Below are 15,704 nucleotides of genomic sequence, written 5' to 3' on the forward strand. Positions count from 1 at the left end.
CCCCGTCGTGACGGCGTCGCCCTACGACACCTGACGTAACAGCCCGGTCAGCAGAATGCGCAACGTCTTGCCGAAGAGATCCGGCTCCGGTGGCGGCGGCGACGTGACGAGCAACGCCGCGTGCAGGGTCGGATGCGCCTCCGGTGTGACGGCGACGAAGAGCATCTCCGGCGGCACCGGGGCGCCCGTGGAGGCGGCGAACTGCGCCACCACCCCGACGGTCATGCCGATCGCCTCGAGCTTCCTGGTCGTACTGTCCGGCACGGGTTTCAGAACCACGAGGCACCGCTCGAAGAAATCCATCGTGCGCGGCCCGAACGAGGTCCCCGGCCGGATGGTCTCCGGCAGCCACGGATGCCGCTGGTAGAGCACGAGCAGCTCCCGCGCGACCGCGATGAAATCCTCGAGCCAATCCCCGGCGGGCGGGTCTCCCCTCGGTAGCTCCCCGATCGCCGCGTCGACCATCAGGTCGAGGAGGTCCTCCCGGGACCCCAGGTAGCGGTAGAGCGATCCGGCGCTCGTGCCCAGCGCCGAGGCCACCGATCGCATGGTGACGGCACCCAACCCACCGGAGTCGGCCAGGACCACGGCGGCGGCGGCGATGGACGCGCGGGAGTGCTCGGGCTGCGGCCCGCGCGCACCCCGCTCCGGCCGCGCCCAGATCGGCTCCCTTGTGCCCGCCATACGATCAAGCTTAAACTGCAAACACCGTTCGCTATTTATTGGGGGTGGCATGATGCCGACGATCGAAACCGATACCGGCGCCGAGATCACGGTGCATTCGCAGGGCAACGGCCCCGGCCTGGTCCTCCTGCACGGCGGAGGCGTCGGCTTCCGCGAGTACGCCCGCCCGGCCCGCGCCTTCGCCCAGCACTTCACCGTCCACCTGTACAACCGCCGCGGCCGCCCCGGCGCCGCCCCGATGGACGAGACGTACAGCATCGCCACGGACATCGCCGACCTGGCCGCCGTCCTGCGCCACACCGGCGCCCGCGACATCTTCGGCCACAGCGGCGGCGGCTTCGTGGCCCTGCGCGCAGCCCTCACCCTCCCCCTGCGCAAGATCGCCGTCTACGACCCGGCCATCCCCACACCCGGACGCCTGCCCCCAGCACAACTGAACGCCCTCGAAACCGCGGTGACGATCGGCAACTACCCCCTGGCGATCGCCACGATGTTCCGCATCGCCAACCCGCACGCCGCAGCGTCCAAGATGCCCCTCTCCTGGCACACCCTCATGGCAAAAGCCTTCCTGAGTACGCCCCTGGGCCACCGCTTCGCCGAAGTGATGCCCACAATCCCCCGCGAACTCAACGAGCTAGCCGCCCACGCAGGCCCCCCATCGGACTACGCACCCATCACCGCCGAAGTCCTCCTGGCCGCCGGAACCCGCAGCCCAGCCCACTTCGCCCAGGACTGCCACGCCGTAGCCGCCGAGATCCCCCACGCCCGCTCGATCACCATCCCCGGCGGCACCCACAACTCGGCCAACATCGCCCGCAAGCCCTTCATGCAACCCTTCCTGGACTTCCTCAGCACATGACGGATCATGTCCGGATGCCGGATGAACGCGTCGATGTCACCTTCAGCAGAGATCAGGCCCTGGTGCTCTCCCATTGGCTGGACGAGCACCTCGGCGGAGCCTTCATCACGAGCCGCGTCCGGGACTAAAACCGGCGCTGCCACCACGGATCTTCGACGGGCGTTTGCGGATCGTGGTGGGTGCGCTGCAGCAGGACCTCGTCGAGGCGGTCGACGAGGGTTCGGAGTTCTCGTGCGGCGTGGGCGGGCAACGTCGCGATCGCCTCGGAAAGGCAATTGCGTGCCTGGTCCACACCGCAGCAGACGCAGGTGTGCTCCGCTTCCCACGGGCGCAGCCGACGCCGGCTGCCGTGCACGTGCCAGCTCCACACCCCGACGGCAGCGGCGACCACGCCCGGCAACCACCGCCGCCCCTCCACGGCACGGACGGCGGCGTTGGCGCGACCCGACAACCCGGGAACGTCGCGGTAAGCTATCCACGGGCCGTCCCCGCCGGGCAACCGCCGTCGTAGTGATCCAGGTCGGCTACGCGGCACGACCCCTTCTACGCAAGAACATGCCACCGATCATTCCACAAACCGCCGATAGCCCTCGATGGTGTCCGCGAGGATCTCCAAGCCAGGCCGGGCCCAGACTTCCTCGTTGAAGACCTCGACCTCGATCGGCCCGGTGAAGCCGGTGGCGTCCACCGCCTCCCGGAAGCGGCGCAGCTCGATGCACCCCCTTCCCGGCAGACCGCGGCCGAGCAGCACCCCGGCCGGCAGCGGCGTGATCCAATCCGCGACCTGGAAGCAGGCGATCCGCCCGGCGGCCCCCGCCCGCGCGATCTGCGACCACACCGTGTCGTCCCACCACAGGTGATAGGTGTCCACCGCGACCCCGACAGCCGCCGCCGGATAGGGCTCGGCGAGGTCGAGTGCCTGGCCGAGTGTCGACACCACGCACCGGTCCGAGCAGAACATCGGATGCAACGGCTCGATGGCGAGCTGCACGCCGGCGTCGAGCGCATACGGAACCAGCGTCCCGAGCGATTCGCCGATGTGCGCGCGGGCCGCATCGACGTCGCGGCTCCCCGAAGGCAGCCCGCCCGACACGAGCACCAGAACCGGCGCTCCCAGCGTAGCCGCTTCCTCGATGGCGGTGACGTTGGACGAGAGCCAGTCCGGGCGGTCGAAGAAGCCGCCCCGGCACAGCGTCGTCACCGACAGCCCCGACGAACGCATGAGCTCGGCGGTCGCGGAGACCCCGAACTCCTGCACCTCCTCACGCCACAGCCCGACCTGGGTCACCCCCGCGGCGACGCATCCCGCGGCCAGCTCGGGCAGCGGCCACCCTCGCGTGGTCGCCTGGTTGAGCGAGAACCGTTTCACTGCGCCACCCCCACGGTGATCGCCCACGCCCGCAGCCGCGCCGAGGCAAGCGGAACATCAGGCAACAGCCCGGCCTCGTCCGCCAGCCGTGCCAGTGCGGCGAGATGCAGCGGTGACCGCCCGCTCTGCGCCCCCGCGACCATCGTGAAGTGGTCCTGATGCCCGGAAAGCCAAGCCAGGAAAGCGATCCCGGTCTTGTAGAACCAGGTCGGTGCCGCGAACAGGTGACGCGCCAACCTCACGGTCGGATCCAGAATCTGCGTGTACGCCGTGAGCGCACCCGAATCCAAAGCGCGCAACGCCGCCGCAGCCGGTGGGGCGATGGCCGCCAGCACACCGAGCAGGGCGTCGGAGTGGCCCTGGTCGTCGCCCCGGATCAGAGCCGGATAGTTGAAGTCGTCCCCGGTGTAGAGGCGCACCCCGGCAGGCAGCTTGCGCCGCAGGGCGACCTCGAACGCCTCGTCGAGCAGGGACAGCTTGATCCCGCCGACCCGGCCGGGGTGCGCGGCGATCAGGTCGAGGACGGTGTCCGCCGCGTGGGACGGGTCGGTGCCGCCCCAGTAGCCGGCGAGCAGCGGGTCGAACGCCGGGCCGAGCCAGTGCAGGATCACCGGGGTGCTCGTCTCCTGCAGGAGCCGGCCGTAGACGTCCAGGTACGTTCCGGCCGACGTCGCGGTGGCGGCCAGGTGGCGGCTGCACATGAGCACCGGGACGGCGCCGGCCTCCTGCACGTCGAGGAGCTGCTCGGCGTACGCCTTGTGGATCTCGTCCGTGGTGGCCGGGCCCGGGGGGAGCTGATCCGTGGCGACGCCCGCGCAGATCGCGCCGCCCACCGCGCGGGCCTCGCGCGCCGAGCGGTGGATGAGTTCGCGGGCGGTCGGGTAGTCCAGGCCCATGCCGCGCTGGGCGGTGTCCATCGCCTCGGCCACGCCGAAGCCGTACGACCAGAGGTGCCGGCGGAACGCCAGGGTCGCGTCCCAGTCCGGGGCCGCGGGGGCGCCGGGGACGTTCTCGGCATGCGGGTCCGCGACTACGTGCGCTGCGGCGTACGCAATCCTGGTGGTGAACTGTTCTCCTGGTTCTGCCCATTGCGCGCCCGCACCGGAGAGGGTGAGCGGGCCGTCGGGCAGCTGGACGGTCATCGGTCGAGCTCCGTCATCTCCACGCGGCGGCCCTCGCGGGCGGACTGCAGACCCAGCTCGGCCATCTGCACGCCACGAGCACCGGCCCAGAGATCCCACGTGTACGGCGCGTCCTCCGCGACGTGACGCAGGAACATCTCCCATTGCGCCTTGAAACCGTTGTCGTACTCCTCGTTGTCCGGGACCTCCTGCCACTGCTCGCGGAACGAGTGGCTCACGGGCAGGTCGGGGTTCCAGACCGGTTTCGGGGTGGCGGCGCGCGGCTGGATCCGGCAGCCGCGCAGACCCGCGACCGCGCTGCCGTGCGTGCCGTCGACCTGGAATTCCACCAGCTCGTCGCGGTTGACGCGGACCGCCCACGAGGAGTTGATCTGGGCGACGACGCCACCCTCCAGTTCGAAGATGGCGTACGCGGCGTCGTCGGCGGTCGCCTCGTACGGCTCGCCCTGCTCGTCCCAGCGGCGCGGGATGTGGGTGGTCACGTGGGCCGTCACGGCGGTGACCGGGGCGAAGATCTGTTCGAGGACGTAGTGCCAGTGCGGGAACATGTCGACGACGATCCCGCCGCCGTCCGCCGCCCGGTAGTTCCAGCTGGGGCGTTGCGCGGACTGCCAGTCACCCTCGAAGACCCAGTAGCCGAACTCACCGCGTACGGAGAGAATCTGCCCGAAGAAGCCGCCGTCCACCAGGCGCTTCAATTTCCGCAGCCCCGGCAGGAACAGTTTGTCCTGCACGACGCCGTGGCGAAGCCCGGCGGCATCCGCGGCACGCGCGAGCTCGATCGCCCCGTGCAGCGTCGTGGCCAGCGGTTTCTCGGTGTAGATGTGCTTGCCGGCCTCGATCGCGAGCCCGATCGCCTTCTCCCGCTCGCTGGTCACCTGCGCATCGAAGTAGATGCTGACGTCCGGGCGGGCCAGGGCGGCGCCGAGGTCGGTGGTCCACTCGGTGAGGCCGTGGCGCTCGGCGACGTCGCGCAGCTTGGCTTCGCTGCGGCCGACGAGCACCGGCTCGGGCCAGAGGTAGGTGCCGTCCTTGAGCGCCACGCCGCCGGCCTCGCGGATCGCGAGCAGGGAACGGACCAGATGCTGGCGATACCCCATCCGGCCGGTGACACCGTTCAGCACGATCCCGACAGGTATCCGAGCAGTCATTGAGTCGTCCCCTTAGGTAAGCGCTTTCCTGGCAGGCTACCGACAGGTAAGCGCTAACCTCAAGGGGTCCGATAGTCTGTGCTGGTGGCGACTCTGGCGGACGTCGCGCGGCGGGCGGGCGTCTCCACCGCCACCGTCTCGCGCATCATCAACAACAGCCCGAAGCCCGTGGCCGACGCGCTCCGCGAGCGGGTCCTCGCCGCGGTCGCCGAGCTCGACTACGTCCCCAACGCCAACGCCCAGCAACTCGCCCGCGCGGACCGCTCCGCGGTAGGCGTCATCGTCCACGACGTCTCCGACCCCTACTTCGCCGAAATCACCCGCGGCCTGCAACGCGTCGCCACGGAAAACGGCCGCCTGGTCATCATCTGCAACAGCTACCGCGACCCCGAGCGAGAGCTCGCCTATGTGGACCTCCTGCACGCCCACCGCACGGCCGCGGTCGTCCTGACCGGCTCGGGCTACATCGACCCGGCCACCACCGCCCGCCTGGACCACAAGCTGCGCTTGTTCGAAGCCACCGGCGGCCGCGTCGCGGTCATAGGCCGCCACGAACACGCCGGGGACGCGATCGTCCCGGAGAACGAGCACGGCGGCTGGCTGGCCGGCGACGCCCTCTACCGCCTCGGCCACACGGCAATCGGCGTCATCGCCGGCCCGGCCCACCTCACCACCACCGCCGACCGCCTCACCGGCCTCCACCGCGCCGCCCACGATCACGGCCAAACCCTGACCACCGACCAGATCGAATACGCAGGCTTCGACCGCAACGGAGGCTATGCGGCGGCGGCGCTTCTGCTCGACCGCAACCCAGGCCTGACGGCCATCGCCGCCCTCAACGACTCCATGGCCGTGGGCGCCCTGGCCCTCCTCCGCGAACGAGGCCTCGAGGTGCCGTCCCAGATCAGCCTGATCGGCTTCGACGACATGCCGATCTCCGTCGACGTCACCCCACCCCTGAGCACGGTCCGCCTCCCCCTGGAGGAAATCGGCGCCCGCGCCATGTCCCTGGCTCTGCGCGAAGAAGGCGGCGACCCCCAGGTCGAACACGTCGCCGCCCACCTCGTCCTCCGCGGAAGCACCGCTCCGCTGCAATAGCAACCCGCCAAGACCACAGCCGGCTATCTCCACGGCCAGGGCGAAAGCTTCGCAACGCGCGGACGGGTGTGCTGCTCAGCCTGCCTGGATGGTCGCACCCAGCGAGGCGAGAGCGTCCGTGGAATTCACCGCGAACAAGCGGGCATAGCAGCCCTCGACAGTCGGCACATAGGCCGGGTTGCCCTTGCATTTGCAGGTCATCATCGACTGGTCGCCACCGGCGATGAAGCCCTTGACGGTCGCTCGACGAATTGCGGGCGCCGCGCCCACGTAGGTGAAGGCCGGTGCGCCGGAATCGCCGGTATGCGCGATGCCGACCTGGACACCGCCGGAGCTCGCCTGACGTGCGTCTTGTTGCGCTTGCTCACGGTGCCGAGCACCTTGTTGTTGCCGTGCGACTTCCAGGTGCCGATGCCGCAGTGCCATGCCGTTGTCATCCCACTCACCCCGCCGACCTTGACGCTGACTCCGCCGGAACAGGCCGACGTGCCGTTCTTGACCAAGTTCGCCCCCCAGAACGGTGACGCGTCCTTGTCCCGCTGAGTGGGCACGACGTCCGCGCTGCCGATGACCTGGAAGGGCACAGGCGACACGATCGGAGGAAGATCTCCTGGGTCAGCCGCCGGACCCTCAGCAAACCCGGGGCCGATGACCTTGGACGCCGTCTCGATCTCGAGGCCGTCGTACATTGCGTTCGGCCCGACGGAGGCGACCGTGTCCGGGTTGGCGTCGGCTACCTGCTTGGCCATCGTGAGCAGCTCTGCGGCCGAGTACTTGACGTCCAGCATGCTGACGGGAACCGGCTGCTCAGCGACCAGTTGGGCCACCTCGGCCGGCGGAGCACCCTTCCACGGAAGGACGATGGAGTCGCCGGTCGACGACAGGGACACGCCCCCTGCCCCCTCGACGGGATGCTCAAACAGGGCAGCCGACAGCCCTGCCGGAGAAGGTGAATAAAAATGACCGGGCACAGTCACAAGGGAAAAGGCACAAAGGCAGAGCGCAGGATACGGCGGCAAAAATGGGAGTTGCTGCGCGAGGAGGTACTCGACAGCCATTGGGAATCCCGGGATCGCGGGTCCACGACCGTCATCTCCGCGAACCTCGACGAGGACAGTGACACGCTGGACGTACGACTGAGCCAGGACGACCAGGAGTTCGAGGAGTGGCTGGTCGCGAACATGGGCGGGCGCATCCGGGTGCTACCGGATCCCGACGTCATCGACGCGATAGCACCGGCCGCGCTGCCGCCACACCTACGCGATTGACTATTCCGGCAGTACAACCCGGAAATAGTAAATAGTTCATTTTTCCCCGTTGGTCAGATCGCGGCATTCAATAGGAGAGCCAGCTGCCGCCGAATCTGATGATCAAACCAATGTGGACCACACGTCCCGTCAATACCTCGACCACGCCGAGCGGGCACCGCACCCGATTTGCTGGGTAAGCCCTGATTGGCATGACGGCGTGGGCAACCAACCTCGCCGCCGTCGGCACCCCCGTCGAAAAGCACCCGGCCGATCCATGCAGACACCGCCGCGGGACCCGCAAGGCCCGCAACGAGGACGAGACAGGGCTGGTTTAAGAACGTTCGTTCCTATACCGTTGGGGCATGGGACGGCCACGAACGTTCGATGAGGGGCAGGCGGTTGCCGCTGCCGCGGAGTTGTTTGCCGGGCGCAGTTTCGACGGCACCTCAGTGGACGACCTCGTCACCTGCACCGGGGTGCATCGCGGCAGCCTCTACAAGACGTTCGGCAGTAAGCGGGGGCTCTACCTGTCGGCCCTGCGGCACCACATCGACGGCGATGTCACCCGGGTGGCCGGTGAGATCAGCGCGGCACCACCCGGCCAGGCAGTCGAGCGTGCCCTGGCCGGCGGCGCGGGTCTCGGGTTCCTGCTGCTGGCCGCGACCGAGCGGGCCGCTGCGGACGATGAGGTCGCCGCCGAGGTCAGCCGGGCGCTCGACGTGCTCGACCAGGCGTTTCAGAAAGACGAACAGGCCACCGCGCTCGCCCTGGGCCTGTTGATCCGGTCCCGGGCAGACCGACCGCTCACCCCTTGAGAAGCTTGAGGAGACCGACATGGCAACGATCGACATCATCGCCGATGACCTTGTGGTGAATGTGGAGGGTCTGGACAAGCTCTGGGCGCTCAAGAGCAGCCTGACCATCCCCCTGGCGAACGTTCGCGGCGCCACGCCCGACCCGAGCATCGCCCACGAGTGGAAGGGCGTGCGCACCGCCGGCACGTACGTTCCCGGTGTGATCGTTGCGGGCTCGTTCCGGAATGAGGGTGAACGGGTTTTCTGGGACGTCAAGAATCCGGCGAAGGCCCTGGTCATCGAGCTGGCAGACGAGCGATACGCACGACTCGTCATCGAGGTGGACGACCCGCGGGCCACCGCGGAGCTGATCGAGAACGCTAAACGGAACTGATTCGGGAGGCAGCCGCGGCCCGCACCGAGGCCGTCTCCATCGGGTCGTCGCGCAGGGACGCGAGCCGGCCGAGCTGCGAGGCCGTGGCGTGCTCGACCGCTAGCAAGCGCACTGAACTCTCGCAGTCCCACAATCCCTCGGCGAGGAACGGCCCGGCGACCACAGGATCAAGAACGTTCAAGGCCCGCAGGTACGCAGCCCGCTCGTACGAATGCGGGCTGTACCAGAGTTTCCGCAGCCGGGGCACTGCCGCCCGAGCACCGATCCGCGCGACACCAGCAGCCAGCGTGTCGTAGCCGCAGCGGAAGTCGGGGAGATCATCGAGCCGGTCCCACTCCGCGACGATGATCGACAAGTCGGATTCGTCGCCGTGGCGCGCGAGCACGTCGACAGCCCCGCCGCGCAACGGGTGATCCGGCTGCGCGACCCAGCTCCGCGCAAACGGAACCGCCCGGGCACCGAGCAACTCCAGCGAGCGGTAGAGCGACGACAACCGGGACGGCATCCGGGACAGGGAGTCGGCAACGTCCAGCAGTGCGGGGTGCGGCCCGCGGCGGTTCAACTCGCGGACGGCGTCGTCGCTGAGCAGGGTGAGCAGCTCTTCCGTGGTGCGGTCCGCGAGCGGGCGGCGCACCGGGCGGATCAGCGGGGCAGCCAGACCCCAGTATTTCCAGGGCTCACCCCACAGCTTGACGCCGGGGGTGAGCCGCGCCAGGGCGACCGGCCGCAGGTCGTCCCACATCTCGACCGGCCAGTCGCTCGCCAGGGTCTCCAGCACCTCGACCCACCGCGGGCCCGAGCACACGTACTCGTGGAGGGCATCAACCGCCGGAAGAACGCCGCACCGCCCCAGCACGGAGAGGGCGCCCAGGTTCTGCTCGAAGGGGATCAGGGACGGCACCGGCAGGTCGAAGTCGCGGACGAGTCGGGCCAGGTAGACGGCGCGTTCGTCGACGCCGTCCCAGCGGTAGTCGTCCCGGAAGACGGCGACAGCAGCCGAAAGGTCGCCGAGGACGGCGACAGGAGCCGAAGGGTCGCCGAAGACGCCGCGGCCGAGTCCGCGCTGCAGGGCGCCGAGCGTTGTCGACGAGGATTCGTAGCGGGCCATCGCAGGCAGACGGTAGGCGCAACGGCGCCCACTCGCGACGCCATTAACCCCCCGTCCGGGTGCCGCGGGGATTACCGCAGGTCAGGGCGGGTAGTCCAGGACGATGACGGACACACGGACTGATTCGACCGGGGACCTTGTCAGCCGGATGAGCGAGCAGGTCTCCACACTCGTACGCGAAGAGCTCGCCCTCGCGCGTACCGAAATGGTGGAAAAGGGGAAGAAAGCCGGAACCGGCGCGGGACTGCTCGGCGGCGCGGGGGTTTTCGCCCTCTACGGGGTGAGTGCCCTGTTGTTCACCATCGGGGCGGCGCTCGCGCTGGTCTGGCCGGCCTGGCTGGCTGCGCTGGTGGTTGCCGTCCTGGTCCTGGCAGCGGCCGGCACTGCCGCCCTGCTCGGGAAGAAGCAGGTGCAGCACGCCGTGCCGCCGGCGCCCCAGGCTGCGGTGGACAGCACCAAGCGTGACGTGGACACGGTGAAGAGTGCCGCCAAGCAGGGTTACCACCAGCGGGACTAGACGGTCTGGTGACCGCTTACCAGGTCGTCGATGGCGCGCTGGGTCGAGGCGAGGGTCTGCATGGCCGCCTCGATCTCCTGGATGCTGCGGACGGCGTCGCTGGTCTGGGCGCGGATGCCGTCGACCTGTTCGGCGATGCTCTCCGTGGCGCGGCCGGTCTCCGTGGCCAGCTCCTTGACCTCGTGCGCGACGACCGCGAAGCCACGGCCGGACTCGCCGGCGCGGGCGGCCTCGATCGTGGCGTTGAGGGCGAGCAGGTTGGTCTGGGACGCGATGCCGGTGATCAGCTTGACCACCTCGCCGATCTTCGCGCTGCTGGCGTCGAGGGCGGCGATCGTCTGAGCGGCGGTCGTCGCCCGGGCCACCGCGGCGTCGACCGAGGTGGTGAGGTCGGTGGAGACGCCGGCGAGCTGGGTGGACGAGTCGGCGAGCTGGCGCAGTTGCTGCTCGCTGCGTTCCAGGAGCTGTTTCTCGTTGTCGATGTCGCGAAGGCCCCCGGCGACCCGCAGCGGACGGCCTGAGCTGTCGCGCTTGGTCGCGCCGGTCGCGACGTACCAGCGGTACTCGCCGGTCTTGAGTTGCAGGCGGTACTCGATGTTGTAAGGCGTGCGGCCCGTGCGGTCGTTGAGGTGGCCGAGGAACGCGTCGACCACCCGCTGCGCGTCGTCGGGGTGCAGCCGGGACGCCCAGCTGCTGAGGATGTTCGGGAAGTCGGACTCGTCGCGGAAGCCGAGCATCCGGCGGACCTCCTGCGACCACTGGAACGCGTTGTTCGGGTTCACCGGGTCCGCGGCGTTCACGTTCATGTCCCAGAGACCGATACCGGCCGCCTCGGTCATCAGGGTGAACCGCTCCGAGTCGCCGACGCTCGCCTCGCGCTGTTCGGCCAGTTCGCGGCGCAGCACCTCGATCTCGGCCTTCGCCGCGGTGAGCGCCGAGCTGTCCTCGGCCACCACGGCTTGTTCCTGCTTCCTGCCAAACACCACGGTCACTCCTCAGCGATAGCGTCAGGCCCGTCGGATCGGCAGCGCGGCGGCGTTCTGAAGGTTTCGCCGTGTCGCGCTTCCCTGTGAGGTCCCCTACATTGTGGATCTGACGATGGGAGTCGATGTGATGACCGATATTCGTTTGAATCGCCGTGCCCTGCTGTCCCTCGGAGCCGGGGTCGCGGCCGCTCCCCTGCTCGGCGCGTGCGGAGGCGTGTCGACCAGCGGCGCGGACGGCGGCAAGGGGTCCGTGACCCTGATGTCCAACCAGTTCAGCCCGGTCGAGGAGAAACAGCGCTTCGAGAAGATCCTGCAGCAGCGGATCACCGCCGAGAAGGTGGCGTTCAACCAGGTCGAGACCGGTGTCTTCGCCTCCACGCTGCAGACCCAGGTCGACGCGGGCAAGGTGCAGGTCAGCATGGTCGGCGCGCTGCACGGCGACCTGGCGCAGCACGCCGAGCGGCTGATCGACCTCGACGACGTGCTGGCCGGGCTCGGCGACCGCGGGTTCGCCAAGGAGCTGACCGACCTGGCGAAGCTCGGCGGCACGACCACCAAGTACATCCCGTGGATGCAGGCCGGCTATGTCCTCGCGGTCAACAAGAAGGCACTGCAGTGGCTGCCCAGCGGCGCCGACGTGCAGAAGCTGACGTACGACCAGTTGCTCGCCTGGACGACCGCCGGCGCGAAGGCCAACGGCGGCAAGCCGATCTTCGGCATCCCGGCCGGCGTCAAGGGCCTCTATCACCGCTTCTTCCAGGGCTTCCTGCTGCCGAGCTTCACCGGCGGGCAGATCACGACGTTCCGCAGTGCCGAGGCGGTGACCGCGTGGGAGTACATGAAACAGCTCTGGGCCCAGACCGCGCGCGGCTCGACGAACTACGACAACCTGCAAGAGCCGCTGCAGCGTGGCGAGGTCCTGATCGGCTTCGACCACGTGGCCCGGCTGGTCGGCGCGCCCGCCGACAAGCCCGACGACTGGATCATGGTCCCGGCGCCGAGCGGTCCCAAGGGTCTCGGCTACATGCTCGTGCTCGCCGGGATCGGCATTCCGAAGGGCGCCCCCGAGACCGACAAGGCGAAGGACGTCCTCAAGGCGCTCACCACCCCCGAGGTGCAGCTCGACGTGCTCCGGCAGAACGCGTTCTTCCCGGTCACCAACGCCCCGATCCCCACCGACCTGCCCGGTGCGGTGGCCCTGGCCGCCGCCGCGATCAAGGCCCAGCGGGAGGCGCCGAACGCGATCCTGTCGCTGCCCCCGGTCGGGCTCGGCGCCCGCGACGGCGAGGTCGGCCAGATCTTCAAGAACTGCTTCAAGGAGATCTGCCTCGACGGCAAACCGGTCCGGCAGGTGCTCGACGCGCAGGCCACCGAGCTCAACAAGATCCTCGACGAGCTCAGGATCCCCTGCTGGCAGCCCGACCCCGCGGGCGAGAACTGCCGGGCGGCCTGATGCGGCAGACCCGTCCCGCACTGCTGCTCATCGCCCCGTCGATCGTCTTCATGGCCGCACTGTTCCTGTGGCCGCTGATCGCGGGGGTCACGCAGGCGTTCCACGGCCCCGACGGCGCGACGACCCAGTACGTCCGCCGCATGGCCGACGACCCGTACTTCTGGGAGGCCCTGCGCAACACCGCCCTGCTGATCGTCGTCCTGATCCCCCTGCAGTTCGCCCTCGCCATCGTGATGGCGCTGCTCATGCGGGAACGCCCGAGGTTCGCCGGCCTGCACTTCTACATCTGGGTCGTCCCGCTGGCGATCAGCGACCTGGCGGCCGGGCTGGTCTGGCTGTCGATCTTCACGGACCGCGGCTACCTCAACTCGGTGCTGGACGGCCTCGGCATTCCCACGTACTCCTGGCTGTCCTTCGAGCATCCACAGACGATGTTCCTCGCCGTGGTCGTCGCCGAGCTGTGGCGGGCCACCTCGCTGGTCTTCGTGATCGTCATCGCCGGGCTGCAGGGCGTGCCCCGCGACTACGACGAGGCGGCCTCGGTCTTCGGGGCGACCTACTGGCAGCGGGTGCGGCACGTCATCCTGCCCCAGCTGCGACCCAGCCTGCAGGTGGCGCTGATCCTGCGGACCATCCTCGCCCTGGAGGCGTTCGCGGTCGCCCAGGCGCTGACCGGGCGCAACTTCCCGCTGCTGGTCGGCGAGACGTACCAGTGGTACTACCAGCTGCAGAACCCGAACGTCGCCACGGCCATCGCGCTGGTCGTGCTGGCGCTGTCCATCGTCGCGGCGGTCGGCTATCTGAGGCTGATGCGCCCATGAAGCTCAAGGTCCAGCTCGCCTGCGTCGCCATCACGCTGTTCATGGGCGCCCCGCTCTACCTGATCACCCTGGCGGCGCTGTCCAGCCGCCGGTCGCTCAACGAGTTCCCGTTGTCGCTGCTGCCCACGTCGCTGTCCGGCGAGACGATGTCGACGTTCCTGCAGTCGACCGGCATCCTCGGGGGCCTGCTCAACTCGCTCACCATCGGACTGTCCACGGTGGCGCTGTCACTGCTCATCGGCCTCCCGGCCGGCTATGCGATGGCACGGTACGCGTTTCGCGGGCGGGACCCGTACCAACTGGCCCTGCTCTTGACCCGGGCCCTTCCGATCGTGGTCCTCTCCGTCCCGCTGGCCCGGATCTTCCTCGACACCGGGCTCTACGACACGACGTACGGCGTGACCCTGCTGCACACCGCGCTCGCGCTGCCCACCACCATCCTGATCACGTCGGCGATCTTCCTGGGCGTCTCCCGCGAGCAGGAGGAGGCCGCCATGATCTTCGGTGCGTCCCCGCTCGCGGCGTTCGTCCGCGTCGTCGTCCCGCAGGCCCTCCCCGGCATCGCCGCCTCCGCGATGTTCACGTTCGTGCTGAGCTGGAACGAGGTCCTCGGCGCCAGCATCCTGACCCTCAACCGGCGCACCCTGCCCGCCCAGGTCCTCGCCACCCTGGCCGACTCACCGCTCGCGTTCCGCTTCGCCGGCGGCCTGGCCCTGGTCGTGCCGGCCCTGATCTTCATCGCGGTGGCCCGCCGCTACCTGCTCAACATGTGGGGAACCACCCTCAGATAGGACGTCCGCATGGCCGCAGTGACCGTCACCAACCTGGTGAAGACGTACCCGTCGGGCAACCGGCGCGCGACCGACGACATCTCCCTGGACGTGGCCGACGGGGAATTCGTCGTGCTGGTCGGCCCGAGCGGCTGCGGCAAGACGACGCTGCTGCGCATGGTGGCCGGGCTGGAAACCCCCGACAGCGGGACGGTGAGCATCGGCGGGCGCGATGTGACCCGGCTCCCGGCCCGCGAGCGGGGGCTGTCGATGGTCTTCCAGTCGTACGCCATCTTCCCGCACCTGAAGGTCCGCCAGAACATCGGCTTCGGCCTGACCATGCAGAAGGTCGGCAAGGCGGAATGGAACACCCGCGTCGAGCGGGCGGCCGAGCTGCTCGACCTGACCGATTACCTGGACCGGCACCCGGCCCAGCTCTCCGGCGGTCAGCGCCAGCGCGTCGCGGTCGCCCGGGCCATCGCGGTCGACGCCGACGTCCTGCTGATGGACGAACCGCTGTCCAACCTCGACGCCCTGCTGCGTCTGCAGTTCCGCGCCGAGCTCAAGAAGATCGTCGCCCGGCTCGGCACCACCACCCTCTACGTCACCCACGACCAGGCCGAGGCGATGAGCCTGGGCGACCGGGTCGCGGTCATGCGCGACGGCCGCATCGCCCAGATCGGCGCGCCCATGGACGTCTACGACCACCCCGGAGAACGCTTCGTGGGCGGCTTCCTCGGCGCACCCCCGATGAACTTCTTCACCGCCACCGTCCACCACGGCAACCTGGTCGTCGACGATCAGTCCGTGCCCGCTCCCGCCTCCCTCGCCGCCTGGAACGACAAAAAGGTCCTGGCCGGCATCAGGGCGGAGAACATCACGATCACCCCGATCACCCAGGACCGGGCCCAGGAGGGGGTCGAGGCCGAGGTGGAGGTCGCCGAGCCGACCGGGTCGGCCATCCTGCTGACCGTACGCTGGGCAGGTGGCGAGCTGAAGGTGCAGACCGGCCCGGGCGTCCGCGTGGCCCCGGGTGACCGCCTCCGCCTCGACCTTCCCGCCGCCGCACTGCGCTTCTACGACCCGGAGACCGGCCTGGCCCTCGCCTGATACCTGCCGGGACGTCGCAACGCCGACAGCGCCCGGACCTGCCGATCGAGGCGGCCATGCTCCGGGACCTGGTCACCGCGCACCGCGGCAACCCGTCGGCCCGCTTCGTGCGCGAGGGCCAGGGCCCGGCGGTCAGACCGGCATGCCCACGGCTGCTGCGGCTCGAACCCGATCACGGCCCGGTGGAGGGCGGCTAGG

At 69.3% G+C, this 15,704-nt stretch carries 19 protein-coding genes; 11 read left to right on the top strand and 8 right to left on the bottom strand.

The annotated features are described in order from the left end of the window. Nucleotides 1-21: 21 nt before the first annotated feature. Complete coding sequence (locus Aco04nite_RS17755) at nucleotides 22-684, bottom strand: TetR/AcrR family transcriptional regulator (protein WP_212998341.1); 663 nt, start codon at nucleotides 682-684, stop codon at nucleotides 22-24. Between the two features lie 52 nt (nucleotides 685-736). Here Aco04nite_RS17755 and Aco04nite_RS17760 point away from each other — a divergent pair, with 52 nt between their 5' ends. After that, entirely contained in the window at nucleotides 737-1,543 is an 807-nt protein-coding gene (locus tag Aco04nite_RS17760; protein WP_212998342.1) for an alpha/beta fold hydrolase, read from the top strand. Nucleotides 1,544-1,667: 124 nt separating this feature from the next. Here the strand turns inward: Aco04nite_RS17760 and Aco04nite_RS17765 are convergent, their stop codons facing one another. From Aco04nite_RS17765 to Aco04nite_RS17780, 4 genes are all read right to left on the bottom strand, one after another. Further along, nucleotides 1,668-1,994, bottom strand: a complete 327-nt coding sequence (locus tag Aco04nite_RS17765; RefSeq protein WP_212998343.1) for a hypothetical protein — start codon at nucleotides 1,992-1,994, stop codon at nucleotides 1,668-1,670. Nucleotides 1,995-2,108: 114 nt separating this feature from the next. Further along, complete coding sequence (locus Aco04nite_RS17770; RefSeq protein WP_212998344.1) at nucleotides 2,109-2,912, bottom strand: sugar phosphate isomerase/epimerase family protein; 804 nt, start codon at nucleotides 2,910-2,912, stop codon at nucleotides 2,109-2,111. After that, nucleotides 2,909-4,054 (bottom strand): DUF993 family protein, encoded by a 1,146-nt coding sequence (locus Aco04nite_RS17775; RefSeq protein WP_212998345.1) that lies wholly within the window; start codon nucleotides 4,052-4,054, stop codon nucleotides 2,909-2,911. Before Aco04nite_RS17775 ends, Aco04nite_RS17770 begins: the two co-directional genes overlap by 4 nt. After that, on the bottom strand, nucleotides 4,051-5,205 hold the full coding sequence (locus tag Aco04nite_RS17780) for a Gfo/Idh/MocA family protein (RefSeq protein WP_212998346.1): 1,155 nt from the start codon (nucleotides 5,203-5,205) through the stop codon (nucleotides 4,051-4,053). Before Aco04nite_RS17780 ends, Aco04nite_RS17775 begins: the two co-directional genes overlap by 4 nt. A gap of 84 nt (nucleotides 5,206-5,289) precedes the next feature. Between Aco04nite_RS17780 and Aco04nite_RS17785 the strand changes: the two genes are divergently transcribed. Continuing rightward, nucleotides 5,290-6,303: a LacI family DNA-binding transcriptional regulator gene (locus tag Aco04nite_RS17785; protein ID WP_212998347.1), complete on the top strand. Its 1,014-nt coding sequence runs from the start codon at nucleotides 5,290-5,292 to the stop codon at nucleotides 6,301-6,303. 200 nt (nucleotides 6,304-6,503) lie between these two features. Here Aco04nite_RS17785 and Aco04nite_RS17790 read toward each other — a convergent pair whose 3' ends face one another. Then, nucleotides 6,504-7,361, bottom strand: coding sequence for a hypothetical protein (locus Aco04nite_RS17790; protein ID WP_212998348.1), 858 nt, complete (start codon nucleotides 7,359-7,361; stop codon nucleotides 6,504-6,506). Between Aco04nite_RS17790 and Aco04nite_RS17795 the strand changes: the two genes are divergently transcribed. From Aco04nite_RS17795 to Aco04nite_RS17805, 3 genes are all read left to right on the top strand, one after another. Further along, nucleotides 7,332-7,571: a hypothetical protein gene (locus tag Aco04nite_RS17795; protein WP_212998349.1), complete on the top strand. Its 240-nt coding sequence runs from the start codon at nucleotides 7,332-7,334 to the stop codon at nucleotides 7,569-7,571. The two genes, Aco04nite_RS17790 and Aco04nite_RS17795, sit on opposite strands and share 30 nt — an antisense overlap. Nucleotides 7,572-7,915: 344 nt before the next feature. Beyond that, nucleotides 7,916-8,368, top strand: coding sequence for a TetR/AcrR family transcriptional regulator (locus tag Aco04nite_RS17800; RefSeq protein ID WP_212998350.1), 453 nt, complete (start codon nucleotides 7,916-7,918; stop codon nucleotides 8,366-8,368). 19 nt (nucleotides 8,369-8,387) lie between these two features. After that, nucleotides 8,388-8,741, top strand: coding sequence for a hypothetical protein (locus Aco04nite_RS17805; protein WP_212998351.1), 354 nt, complete (start codon nucleotides 8,388-8,390; stop codon nucleotides 8,739-8,741). Here Aco04nite_RS17805 and Aco04nite_RS17810 read toward each other — a convergent pair. Then, nucleotides 8,728-9,849: a HEAT repeat domain-containing protein gene (locus Aco04nite_RS17810; protein ID WP_212998352.1), complete on the bottom strand. Its 1,122-nt coding sequence runs from the start codon at nucleotides 9,847-9,849 to the stop codon at nucleotides 8,728-8,730. The genes Aco04nite_RS17805 and Aco04nite_RS17810 overlap by 14 nt on opposite strands. Before the next feature lie 103 nt (nucleotides 9,850-9,952). Between Aco04nite_RS17810 and Aco04nite_RS17815 the strand changes: the two genes are divergently transcribed. After that, a complete protein-coding gene (locus tag Aco04nite_RS17815; protein ID WP_212998353.1) occupies nucleotides 9,953-10,366 on the top strand; it encodes a phage holin family protein in 414 nt (137 codons plus the stop codon). Here Aco04nite_RS17815 and Aco04nite_RS49920 read toward each other — a convergent pair. Next, complete coding sequence (locus tag Aco04nite_RS49920; RefSeq protein WP_308161640.1) at nucleotides 10,363-11,352, bottom strand: methyl-accepting chemotaxis protein; 990 nt, start codon at nucleotides 11,350-11,352, stop codon at nucleotides 10,363-10,365. The genes Aco04nite_RS17815 and Aco04nite_RS49920 overlap by 4 nt on opposite strands. Before the next feature lie 127 nt (nucleotides 11,353-11,479). Here Aco04nite_RS49920 and Aco04nite_RS17825 point away from each other — a divergent pair, with 127 nt between their 5' ends. Genes Aco04nite_RS17825 through Aco04nite_RS17845 form a run of 5 tightly spaced genes read left to right on the top strand, consistent with a single transcriptional unit; the run spans nucleotide 11,480 to nucleotide 15,703 of the window. Beyond that, nucleotides 11,480-12,805 carry an ABC transporter substrate-binding protein gene (locus tag Aco04nite_RS17825; protein ID WP_244876078.1) on the top strand — a complete coding sequence of 442 codons (1,326 nt, stop codon included), beginning with the start codon at nucleotides 11,480-11,482 and terminating at the stop codon, nucleotides 12,803-12,805. Continuing rightward, on the top strand, nucleotides 12,805-13,626 hold the full coding sequence (locus Aco04nite_RS17830; RefSeq protein ID WP_212998354.1) for a carbohydrate ABC transporter permease: 822 nt from the start codon (nucleotides 12,805-12,807) through the stop codon (nucleotides 13,624-13,626). The genes Aco04nite_RS17825 and Aco04nite_RS17830 overlap by 1 nt, the downstream gene beginning before the upstream one ends. Further along, nucleotides 13,623-14,417: a carbohydrate ABC transporter permease gene (locus tag Aco04nite_RS17835; protein WP_212998355.1), complete on the top strand. Its 795-nt coding sequence runs from the start codon at nucleotides 13,623-13,625 to the stop codon at nucleotides 14,415-14,417. Before Aco04nite_RS17830 ends, Aco04nite_RS17835 begins: the two co-directional genes overlap by 4 nt. Nucleotides 14,418-14,426: 9 nt before the next feature. Further along, nucleotides 14,427-15,506, top strand: coding sequence for an ABC transporter ATP-binding protein (locus tag Aco04nite_RS17840; protein ID WP_212998356.1), 1,080 nt, complete (start codon nucleotides 14,427-14,429; stop codon nucleotides 15,504-15,506). Between the two features lie 56 nt (nucleotides 15,507-15,562). Then, nucleotides 15,563-15,703, top strand: a complete 141-nt coding sequence (locus Aco04nite_RS17845; RefSeq protein ID WP_212998357.1) for a hypothetical protein — start codon at nucleotides 15,563-15,565, stop codon at nucleotides 15,701-15,703. The last annotated feature ends 1 nt before the right edge of the window (nucleotide 15,704 follow it).

Source organism: Winogradskya consettensis (assembly GCF_018332715.1).
GTDB classification, from domain to species: Bacteria; Actinomycetota; Actinomycetes; order Mycobacteriales; family Micromonosporaceae; genus Actinoplanes; species Actinoplanes consettensis.